Annotated in this window: 12 protein-coding genes, 1 tRNA gene and 1 pseudogene; 11 read left to right on the forward strand and 3 right to left on the reverse strand. The window is 70.3% G+C overall.

The window, feature by feature from the left end; genetic code table 11:
• The 3 genes from F3J18_RS32725 to F3J18_RS32735 form a co-directional block, all read left to right on the forward strand.
• On the forward strand, window positions 1-256 hold a 256-nt coding region (locus F3J18_RS32725), incomplete at its 5' end, for a hypothetical protein (RefSeq protein ID WP_043218109.1).
• Between the two features lie 14 nt (window positions 257-270).
• Window positions 271-741 (forward strand): phage tail protein, encoded by a 471-nt coding sequence (locus tag F3J18_RS32730; protein ID WP_166916243.1) that lies wholly within the window; start codon window positions 271-273, stop codon window positions 739-741.
• A complete protein-coding gene (locus F3J18_RS32735) occupies window positions 741-1,838 on the forward strand; it encodes a phage late control D family protein (RefSeq protein WP_166916245.1) in 1,098 nt (365 codons plus the stop codon). Before F3J18_RS32730 ends, F3J18_RS32735 begins: the two co-directional genes overlap by 1 nt.
• Before the next feature lie 182 nt (window positions 1,839-2,020).
• On the opposite strand, the gene F3J18_RS32740 is transcribed toward F3J18_RS32735, so the two are convergent.
• Both F3J18_RS32740 and F3J18_RS32745 read right to left on the reverse strand, forming a co-directional pair.
• Entirely contained in the window at window positions 2,021-2,308 is a 288-nt protein-coding gene (locus F3J18_RS32740; protein WP_025097754.1) for a hypothetical protein, read from the reverse strand.
• 196 nt (window positions 2,309-2,504) lie between these two features.
• Window positions 2,505-2,978 (reverse strand): transcriptional regulator, encoded by a 474-nt coding sequence (locus F3J18_RS32745; protein WP_025097753.1) that lies wholly within the window; start codon window positions 2,976-2,978, stop codon window positions 2,505-2,507.
• 91 nt (window positions 2,979-3,069) lie between these two features.
• Here F3J18_RS32745 and F3J18_RS32750 point away from each other — a divergent pair, with 91 nt between their 5' ends.
• The 7 genes and pseudogenes from F3J18_RS32750 to F3J18_RS32775 all read left to right on the forward strand — a co-directional run bounded on the left by F3J18_RS32750 (window position 3,070) and on the right by F3J18_RS32775 (window position 9,174).
• A complete protein-coding gene (locus F3J18_RS32750; protein ID WP_013696212.1) occupies window positions 3,070-3,273 on the forward strand; it encodes a hypothetical protein in 204 nt (67 codons plus the stop codon).
• Window positions 3,274-3,383: 110 nt separating this feature from the next.
• Window positions 3,384-3,632 (forward strand): ogr/Delta-like zinc finger family protein, encoded by a 249-nt coding sequence (locus F3J18_RS32755; RefSeq protein WP_025097752.1) that lies wholly within the window; start codon window positions 3,384-3,386, stop codon window positions 3,630-3,632.
• A gap of 84 nt (window positions 3,633-3,716) precedes the next feature.
• Window positions 3,717-4,268 carry a hypothetical protein gene (locus F3J18_RS32760; RefSeq protein ID WP_166916247.1) on the forward strand — a complete coding sequence of 184 codons (552 nt, stop codon included), beginning with the start codon at window positions 3,717-3,719 and terminating at the stop codon, window positions 4,266-4,268.
• On the forward strand, window positions 4,265-4,468 hold the full coding sequence (locus F3J18_RS32765; protein WP_166916249.1) for a hypothetical protein: 204 nt from the start codon (window positions 4,265-4,267) through the stop codon (window positions 4,466-4,468). Before F3J18_RS32760 ends, F3J18_RS32765 begins: the two co-directional genes overlap by 4 nt.
• Window positions 4,469-4,470: 2 nt before the next feature.
• Window positions 4,471-7,257: a toprim domain-containing protein gene (locus F3J18_RS32770; protein WP_166916251.1), complete on the forward strand. Its 2,787-nt coding sequence runs from the start codon at window positions 4,471-4,473 to the stop codon at window positions 7,255-7,257.
• Between the two features lie 505 nt (window positions 7,258-7,762).
• Window positions 7,763-7,984: pseudogene (locus tag F3J18_RS38720) on the forward strand (helix-turn-helix domain-containing protein); the annotation flags it as partial.
• 83 nt (window positions 7,985-8,067) lie between these two features.
• Window positions 8,068-9,174, forward strand: a complete 1,107-nt coding sequence (locus F3J18_RS32775) for a site-specific integrase (RefSeq protein ID WP_166916253.1) — start codon at window positions 8,068-8,070, stop codon at window positions 9,172-9,174.
• Between the two features lie 99 nt (window positions 9,175-9,273).
• Here F3J18_RS32775 and F3J18_RS32780 read toward each other — a convergent pair.
• Window positions 9,274-9,349: transfer RNA gene (locus F3J18_RS32780), tRNA-Arg, on the reverse strand.
• A gap of 244 nt (window positions 9,350-9,593) precedes the next feature.
• Here F3J18_RS32780 and F3J18_RS32785 point away from each other — a divergent pair.
• The coding region (locus tag F3J18_RS32785) for a c-type cytochrome (protein ID WP_166916255.1) at window positions 9,594-10,153 on the forward strand (560 nt) is incomplete at its 3' end.

Genomic DNA, 10,153 nt, shown 5'->3' on the forward strand with positions numbered 1-10,153 from the left:
GGCCGGCGCCGCCGCGGTTCCGCCGCCGAGCGCGCCGATCACCACGCCGACGGTGCCGATCGACCGGCGCCCGCCGCTCAATGCGGCAGCGCGCGGCACGCCCTTCCATGCGCCGACGGTGAGCTCGAACGTCACCATCAACGTCTACCCGACGCCGGGCATGGACGAGAGGGCCGTCGCCAACCTGATCAAGGCCGCCCTCGACAAGCAGGCGGCCCAGGATCGCCAGCGCGCCACCGCCGCACTGACCGACTAACCCGGAGCCTCCTCATGCTGATGTCCCTCGACCAGTTCGTGTTCAGCCTCACCTCGGCGCCGTTCCAGCAGCTCGGGCGCGCGCGCGGCTGGAAGCACGCCTCGAAAACCCGGGTCGGCCGGCGCGACGCGCGCCAGTACGTCGGCCCCGGCGACGACACCATCACGCTCGACGGCGTGGTCGCGCCCGAGACGATCGGCTCGATCGCCTCGATCGACGAACTCGCCGCGATGGCCGACCACGGCGACGCCTACGTGCTGGTGGACGGCAGCGGCAACGTCTATGGCGCCTACCTGATCACCGCGCTCAACGAGACGCAGACCTATCACACGCCCGAGGGCGTGGCGCGCCATATCGCCTTCACGCTGACGCTCACGCGCGTGGACGACGCGGAGCTGCGCATGACCGACGACAACCCCGATCCCGCCGGCACCAGCGCCGGCTCGACGACCGGCACCCCCACCTCGCAAACCGGGGCCGCCTGATGCCGAGCAATTCGAACCAACGCACCCCGGCCGAGCGGCGCCGCATCGCGCGCGTCGAATCGCAGCCCGACTACCGGATCACGCTCGACGGCCGCGATATCTCGATGCTGTTCGCGCCGCGCCTGGAATCGCTGACGATCACCGAGAACCGCGCCGACCAGGCCGACACGGTGGACATCACGCTCGACGACACGCGCGGCGACCTGGCGCTGCCCACGCTCGGCGCCGAGCTGAAGGTGGCGATCGGCTGGAGCGGCGAGCCGCTGGTCGACAAGGGCACCTACATCGTCAACACGGTGAGCTGGTCGGGCACGCCGGACACGCTGTCGGTCAGCGCGCATTCGGCCGCGATGAGCGAAGGCATGCAGCAGCGCCGCGAGCGCAGCTGGCACCAGCAGACCATCGGCGCGATCGTGCAGGCGATCGCCGCGCGCTACGCGCTGCAGCCGGTGGTGGGCGCGGCGCTGGCCGCCATCCAGATCGCCCATGTCGACCAGACCCACGAATCCGACATGTCCTTCCTGACGCGCCTGGCCAAGCGCTACGACGCGGTGATGAACGTCAAGGACAAGCGGCTGCTGTTCATGCCGATCGACACCGGCAAGAGCGCGAGCGGCAAGCCGCTGGCGGTGCTCGCGCTGACCCGCGCCGACGGCGACCATCACCAGTACCGCTCGGCCGATCGCGACAAGTACGACGCGGTGCGCGCCAACTACCACTCGAACGGCAAGGGGCGGCGCCTGTCGGTGACGGTGAAGGGCGAGACCAGCAAGAACGTCAAGGTGCTGACCGACGACTACGCCTCGCAGGAGGAGGCGATGGCCGCGGCCCAGGCCGAGTACAAGCGCATGCAGCGCGGCAAGCAGACGCTCGCCTATTCGCTCGCGCGCGGCCGGCCCGAGGTGTTTCCGGAAACGCCGGTCAGCTTCAGCGGGCTCAAGCCCGAGATCGATGCGATCGAATGGCTGATCAAGAGCGCGCGGCACACGCTCGACAACAATGGCCTGCAGACCGAGCTCGAGCTGGAGACGCGCGAGGACGCCCAGGCGGACAAGAAGAACGCCGGCAAGACGGCGGCACCGGGCGCCACGTCGTGAGCCCGGCGAGCGGTGACGGCACGTGGCTCGAGCGCGGCGCGGGAAACCGGCTGCGAGCGGAGATCAGGTCATCAGGAGAAGTCGGGCCGAAGAACTCGACCCGGGCGGCGGAGGTGCCGATGAAGATGCCGGCGCTGGTGCGGATCCAGCAGCCGGCGATATGCCGGGAACGGCGCGCGGCGCTAGCGCGGTGCCGCGGCCGCGCCGCCCGGCCCTTCGTCGTCGCGAACCAGCATGGCGCGCACCTGGCCGAGCGTCGTCATCGCGGCCAGCGCCGCCTCCAGCACCACGCCCACCGAATCGATCGCGGTATCGATCGCCGCGGCCGCCTCGGCCCGCTCGTCCGCGTCGAGATGCGCGGCGGTGTGCAGGCTCGGCGCGACGAGCAGATGCGCGGCCGGATTGACTGGCCGCTCGGCCAGCGGCGCGACACCGGTCATGCGTTCGAAGGGCTTCGTGTTGCTGTGCATTTGTTCTGGTCTCCCACGGACACGTTCGACAACAGCGCCGCACGGCAGCGGATCGCCTCGGAATGGCAGCGCGTGTCAGCAAGATAATACTGTATATCCATACAGTATCAAGCTGTCGAATCTCTCAGCGCAGGCTGACGATTGCCTCGCGGAGGTCCGCAATGGCACGCCCGGCGCGCCATTCGGTACTCGGTACTCACTTCCGGGTCTTGCCGGCGCGCTCGGCCTTGAGCCGCTCGACCTCGGCCATGGCCCGCTCGACGTTCTCGGCCATGCGCTGGTCGAGCGCGGCGCGGCGATTTTCGGCGAGCCGTTTGACGCGCGGCGTGCTCGCGCCCTCGCCGCCTGCGGTCATCGAGCCGGTGTTGATGCAGGTGGCGATGAAGCCCTGCACGGCGGCCTTGCCCGCCTCGTTGAGCTGGCGGTAGCCGTCGACCAGGTCGCCCTCGTCGGCCGGCAGCACCGCCGGGCTGACCTCGCCGGTCAGCACGTACCAGATGTCGACGCCCACCTCGCGCAGCGCCAGCAGATAACGCGCGTCGGGCGCGCTGACGTCGGCCTCGTAGTTGAGCTGCGTCTTGTGCTTGAGGCCTCCCAGCGCGGCAAATTCTGGCTGACTCAAGCCCAGGCGCATCCGCTCGCCGCGCAGCCGTTTCCCCACACTGTCCATTAAATTTCCATTCAAGTTGTTGACGTCCATAAAAATGGATGACACACTGAGCTTACATTAACGCAAGACTAAGCGAGCCAGTATACCGACCGTGAAGACCGCCAAAGGACCCCGCCGCTCCCCGCGTTTTGCCCTGTCGAGCAAGCCGCTCTACGTGCATCTGTCCGAGCTCGAGCGCGGCGAACTCGAGCGCGCCGCGCAGGCGCAGAACCGCTCGCTGTCGAGCACCGCGCGCAGCCTGCTGATCGGCGCGATGCGCGCGGCGCGCCTGGCCGCCGGCAAGCCCGAGGGATGAGCGCGACGCCCGCCCGCGCCCCGCAGCACCCCAACCCCATACCAAGTCGAAACCCGTAGCGAACGGCCGGCCGCGGCCCCGCTCACCGCCTCGTCCGGAGGACCTCCATCATGCGCATCCTGAATCGCTGCCCGCATTGCCGGACGCGCGCCACCGCGCGCACCAGCCGCGAAATGTCGCCGACCTTTCGCGAAGTCACCTACCAGTGCAACAACGTCGAATGCGGGCACACCTATGTCGTGAACATGGAGTTCGCGCGCACCCTCTCGCCCTCGGCCATGCCCGATCCGACGCTGCAACTGCCGGTCTCGCCGCACGTGCGTGAACGCGGCGAGCAGCAGCTCGACCTGCCCGTCTAAACCCGCCCTTCCGCGTTTCGTCGTCCCCTCGCATCGCGCCCGCGTGGCGTGAGGGGATCCGTTTGCCCGAAAAAAGAGAAAAGCATGACGCACCCTGTTCCAGGGTCGATCGCCCCGGCGCTCGACCCGGGCACCCTGCTGCCCGAAATCGGCGCGCGGCGCGGCCTGGTGGCCGCCTGTGGCGCCTGCTGTTCGCTGGTGGCGCCGCTGCCGGCCGACGTTTCGACCTGTGATTCGTTCTGTTGCTCGTCTTGCTGCTCGTCTTGCGGCTCGTCTTGCGGCTCGTCCTGCTGCTCGTCCTGTGGCTCGACCTGTGGCTCGTCCCGTGGCTCGACCTGTGGCTCGACCTGCTGCTCGTCCTGCCATTCGGCAAGCGACTCGTCCTGCCGATCGCCCGGCGCCTCGTCCTGCCTCGCACCGCGCCAGGCCGCGCTGCGCGCGAGCTGGGAACACCTGCGCCTGATCGGCGACTTCGAGGCGGCGATGCGCCACCGCGCGTTGCGCCATGCCGTCGAGGCCGCGGCCCGCCTGATGCGCGAACGCGCCCTGCATCTGCCGCTGACCCTGCCGTGCCGCCCGCCCCGCTCCTTGCCCGCCTTGCCCTTGTCCCGCTCCACCACGGAGGCCCGCCGATGAATTCCCACCCGATCGCCCCGCACGACGCGGTGCTGCACGCCGCGATCGCCGCGGCGGCCGCGGCCACCCCGGCCGGCACCTCCCGGCAGTTCCTCGCCGCGCTCGCGGCACGGCTCGCGCTCGGCTTCCCCGCCTCGGCCGAGGCGCTGCGCGCGCTCGACTGCACGAGCGACCCGCAATCCACGGAGCCCCGCCCCTGACCATGGCCTCGATCGACGAACTGAAGCAGCGCATCGACCTGCACGAGCTGGCCGAGCGCCTGGGCCTGAAGCGCGGCCGCGGCGGCGAACGCGCGCTCTATCACTCGCCGCATCACGAGGACCGCAGCCCCTCGCTGTCGATCTACGTGGACCACCCGAAGCACGGCACCGGCTGGCGCGACCACAGCGCCGACGCCGGCGGCTCCTGCGTGGACCTGGTGATGCACGCGCGCGGCGGCAGCCTGGCAGACGCGCTGCGCTACCTGCACGACAGCTACGGGATCGCCGCCACGCGCCCCGCGACGGCCGAGCGGCGCCCCAAGTCGACCCTCGACTACATCGCCGAGCGCTGCCTGGCCGCGCGCGAAGGCGTGCGCGACTACCTGCTCGGCCGCGCCATCACGTCCGAGGCAATCGACGCCGCGTTCGCCGCGCGCACGCTCGGCTTCAACGACTGGAGCAGCGCCCGGCTCGCCGCCGGCGAAGTGGGCCACGGCGGGCCGGCGGCCGCCTTCATCGTGCGCGGGCCGCGCGATGGCCAGGTGGCGGGGGTCGACATGCGCTACCTGGACCCCGCCCTGAACGGCGCGGTGAAGACCCAGACCCAGGGCGAGAAAGCCGGCCACGGCTGGACCGCCGACGCGCGGCGCCTGGAGCGCGCGCGGCGCGTGGTCCTGGTCGAAAGCGCGATCAACGCGCTGTCGATCGACAGTTGCGCGATGCCCGGCACGGCGGCCTTCGCGCTGCGCGGGCTGGGCAACGTCGGCCAGCTCGACTTCAGCTTCCTGCGCGGCAAGCAGGTGCTGATCTGCCTGGACAACGACGCGCCCTTCGCCGATGGCCATCCGCGCGCCGGCCATCGTCCCGGCCCGGAAGCGGCCTGGGCGCTCTACGAGACGCTCACCGGCCTGAACATCGGCGCGATGCTGGTCAACCAGGCCGGCTGGTTGCGCGAGGCGGCCCAGGGCGCCGGCGAGCCGATCAACGACGTCAACGACTACCTGCGCGAGCGCGGCGCGGCCGAGCTCGCGCGCGCGCTCGAGCAGACCGAGCCCTGGCTGATCGCGGGCCTGCCCGGCGACGCCACGCGGCGCGGCCGCCCACGCATCTTCCTGCCCTCGCACGACTTCGCGCAGTACTGGCGCTTTCGCGTGCGCGCCGACTTCACCAGCCATATCAGCAAGATGGAGCGCAACGAGGAAAGCGGCGCCGAGACGCCGGTGCTGGCCGATCTCTGCGGCTTCCGGATCGCCGGCATCAGCCGCGTCTCGGTGGCCAGCGCCACCGCCACCATGACCGGCGACGAGGACCAGGCGCCCACCGTCTACTTCGCGGTCTCGGTGCAGGCGCCGCGCCACGGCGCGCAACTGATCCGCCGCGTGATGCTCGACGACCAGTTGCACAACGTCGACCAGTGGAACAAGTTCGGCCCGATCTGGGCGCCGGCGCCGTTCAAGCGCATGGTGAACATCCTCGAGCGCGGCGCCGACCTGGGCGCGCGCCAGGCCGCGAACTTCGTGGGCCTGGCCTGGCGCGACGGCCGGCTGATCGTCAACGAAGGCCCCGACTGCTATTTCACCGAGGCCGACAAGCAGTGCCCGTATCACAACCTCAGCTTCCCCAGCGGCCCGGTGGCCGACGCGCGGCGCGTGATCGCCGCCTACCAGCAGACCTTCCGCCAGAACGCCGCGACCGTGCCGCTGGTGTGGGCGCTCGGCGGCCACCTGAAGGCCCTGCTCGGCTTCTGGCCGCACCTGACGGTGCAGGCCAACAAGGGCGCCGGCAAGTCGACGCTGATCAAGCGGCTCGAGCGCACGCTGGCCTTCACGATGTTCTCGGGCCAGTCGCTGCAGACCGAATTCCGCCTGCTCACCAGCATCAGCCACACCAGCCACCCGATCGGCTGGGAGGAGCTGTCGGCGCGCCGCCAGGACGTGATCGACAAGGCCGTCGGCCTGCTGCAGGAAAACTACCAGTACACCGTCACGCGGCGCGGCAGCGACATGACCGAGTACCTGCTGTGCGCGCCGGTGATGCTGGCCGGCGAGGACGTGCCGGTGCGCAGCTTGCTCGGCAAGCTGGTGCGCACCACCCTGACCGGCAAGCGCGGCCCGCTGCTGCCCGACGAGCTGCCGCGCTTCCCGGTGCGCCAGTGGCTCGAGTTCCTGGCCGGGCTGAACCGGCGCGCCGTGCTCGAGCATTACGCGACGCTGCGCGACAAGGCGCTGGCCAACTGCCGCGCCAGCGGCGAGGACGACGGCGCGCGGCGCATGGCCGGCAACTACGCGGCGCTCGCGCTGGCCTGGCGCTATCTGTGCGAGTTCGCCGGCATGGATCCGGCCGAGGGCGAGTTCGCGCGCGACCTGCTCACCGAGATGAACGGCCACGTGGCCGAGACCAGCGCCGATCGTGAGCCCTGGGTCTGGATCATGGAGACGGTGCTCTCGGAGATCGACGGCGGCAACTACCAGCATCCCTTCACCTTCGACACCATCGACGGCGAGTTCTGCCTGCTGCTGCGCACCGGCCACGTGATGGACCACCTCGCCCACACCAGCGCGCTGCGCGAGAAGTGGAACGCGCTGCCGGTGAAGTCGGATCGCATCTTCAAGGCGCAGCTCAAGCAGGCGGGCGTGGTGGTGGGCGAGAAGGAGGTCGAGCGGCGCATCTACACGCGGCGCGTGCCCTACCTGACGCCGGTCTCGCTCGAGCGGCTGGCCGGCTTCGGGCTGCACGTGTCGATCCGCGAGGATCTCGCCTCCGACGCGCTGGCCAGGAGCCCGGCATGAAGGCGCCGATCACGATGGCGCCCGGCCGCCGCATCGACTCGCCCCCCGCGCCCCCCGCCGATCGATCCGGCCGGGCGCGAGCGCGGGCCCGGAAGCGAGGGGGCCTGCCCGCCTCGATCGCCTCGATCGCCTCGCCGGGGTACCCGGGCAGCGTGCAGGACTCGTGGCTGGCGCGGGCATTGGCGCCCAAGTGCTTGATTCGCAAGACATCGACTGCCGCGACAGCGCCCCGCCGCGCCATCAGTCCCGCTGTTTTCACCACCAGTCGGCCAAACCAGACGCGGCGCCCCTGCTTTTCTCTCTCTCTTCAAATCATTGAAGGAAAAGGAAAAGAAAGGGGCGGGGAAGGCCAGCACGAAGCCACGCAGCGCGCCACGAGTCGCGGCTGTTCCGCCATCGGTGACAAACGCCGCCGGGATGACGCGCCATCAGTCGCCACTGCCCGCCAGCCATCGCCGATGGCCAGCCATGGCGCCCAAAACCCTTGCCGATCAAGGACTTGCCGATGAATTCCACGAATCCCGCGAGTCCATGGCTTGCGCTGCCGGTGCCCGCGCCGCGCGAGGCCGGGATCGAGCCGCCGGCGACGCTGGCCACCCTCGACCTGGCCGGCGCGGCCGCGATGCTAGGCGCGCATCCGGAAACCATCCGGCTCAAGGCCCGCGCCGGCCAACTGCCGGGCCGCAAGGTCGGCAAGCGCTGGATCTTCTCGACCCTGGCCCTGCAGCGCTACCTCGCGGGCGAATGGCTGCCGCGCGAAACGCCGGTCGCCCCCGTCAACGTCACCGTCACTTCGGAACCCCTCGCCCCATGTCGCTCTACAAACGAAAAACCAGCCCGAACTGGCAATACAAGCTCTACCCCCCAGGCGGCGGAACGCCGCTACAGGGAAGCACTGGCACCCGCGACAAGGAGCAGGCGCAGGAATTCCACGACCGGCTGAAGGTGCAGCTGTGGAACCAGGCGCGGCTGGGCGTGAAGCCGCGCCACAGCTGGAACGAGGCGGTGATCCGCTACGTCACCGAGCGCGAGGGCCTGCCCAGCCTGGAAACCTCGAAGACGCACCTGCGCTGGCTCGACCGGCATCTCGCGGGCCTGGCGCTGGACCGGATCGACCGCGAACGCATCGACGCGATCGCGCTGGCCAAGCGCCAGGAACCGCTCACGGTGCGCACCCGCGAGGGCGTGGTGACCACCGGGCGCGGCGCCAGCGCGGCCACCGTGCGGCGCGTGATCGGCGTGCTGAAGGCGGTGCTGAACGCGGCCGTCGAATGGGAATGGCTGGATCGCGCGCCGGTCACGCGGCGCACCCGGCTGCCCGAGAAGCGCATCCGCTGGCTCACGCCGGCCCAGGCCGAGCGGCTGCTGGCCGAGCTGCCCACGCACCTGGCCGAGATGGCGCGCTTCAGCCTCGAGACCGGCCTGCGCCGCTCCAACGTGACCGGCCTGCAGTGGTCGCAGATCGACCTGGTGCGCCGCGTGACCTGGATTCATCCCGACCAGGCGAAGGCGAGGAAGGCAATCACGGTGCCGCTGTCGGACGTCGCGCTGGCGGTGCTGCAGCGCCAGCAGGGCGCGCCGCGCGCACCGGGCTGCCGCGACAGCGTGTTCGTCTACCGCGGCCGGCCGGTCCACCAGACCTCGACGCTGGCCTGGCACAAGGCGCTCGAGCGCGCCGGCATCGCCGACTTCCGCTGGCACGACCTGCGCCATACCTGGGCCAGTTGGCATGTGCAACGCGGCACGCCGCTGCAGGTGCTCAAGGAACTGGGCGGCTGGGAAACGCTGGAGATGGTGCAGCGTTATGCGCACCTGTCGGCGGATCACCTGGCGCAATGGGTCAGGCCGCTGACGGCCGATACCACGCCGCTGCCGGTCCGTCGCCTCGACGCCGGGGACGAAGAAAACGGGGACTGAACCAGGTGGGCCGCACGAACGGAAACCGGCGCGGCTGCAATCCAGCTGCACACGAGATCGACGAAAACGGGGAGAAACCGCTGAGAGCCTTACGGCGATTGGCGCGCCCGGCTGGGATCGAACCAGCAACCCCTGCCTTCGGAGGGCAGTACTCTATCCATTGAGCTACGGGCGCTTCGGGAAACCGTGTCACGACCCTCGAAAACCCGGGCGGGACGGCGGCAAGAGCGAGAGCATACCTTGTTTCCATGACAGCGTCCACCGCCCGCGGCGGCCCCGCCGCCTTGCGGGTAAACGCCCGCCGCGCGGAGCCCTTCCGCTCGAAAAAGAGGCGTCTATAATCATCGGTGCTTCCGCCTACAGACATTCTGCCGCAGCCGAACCCGAGCAAAATTCCTACTCACGGAGACGAGGCCAGCATGAGTGAAGCGCCCCACCACGAAGCGCCCATCAAGACGCCCGGGCAACTGATCGCCGTGATTGTCGCGTCGTTCGCGATCCCGATCGTCATCATCATCCTGTTCGCCACCTACGCCAACCACGTGTTCCGCACCGGCGCCGGCACCGACAGCCTGTCGGATGCGGCGGTGGCCGCGCGCATCGCGCCGCTCGCGCAGGTCGACGTCAAGGATGCCAACGCGCCGCGCAGCTACAAGAGCGGCGAGGAAATCTACAAGGCGGTGTGCGTGACCTGCCACGCCAGCGGCGCGGCCGGCGCACCCAAGTTCGGCAATGCCGGCGACTGGGCGCCGCGCATCGCGCAGGGCTACGACACGCTGCTGCACGTGGCGCTGACCGGCCAGGGCGCGATGCCCGCGCGCGGCGGCACCAGCCCCGACGACGTCAGCGATTTCGAAATAGCGCGCGCCGTCGTGTACATGGCGAACAACAGCGGCGCGAAGTTCGCGGATCCGGTGCAGCCGGCGGCCGGCGCCGCGGCAGGAGCATCCGGCGCGGCGGCCGCCGGCGGCGCCTCGGG

Source organism: Burkholderia sp. Ax-1720, from assembly GCF_011753035.1.
GTDB lineage: Bacteria > Pseudomonadota > Gammaproteobacteria > Burkholderiales > Burkholderiaceae > Burkholderia > Burkholderia gladioli.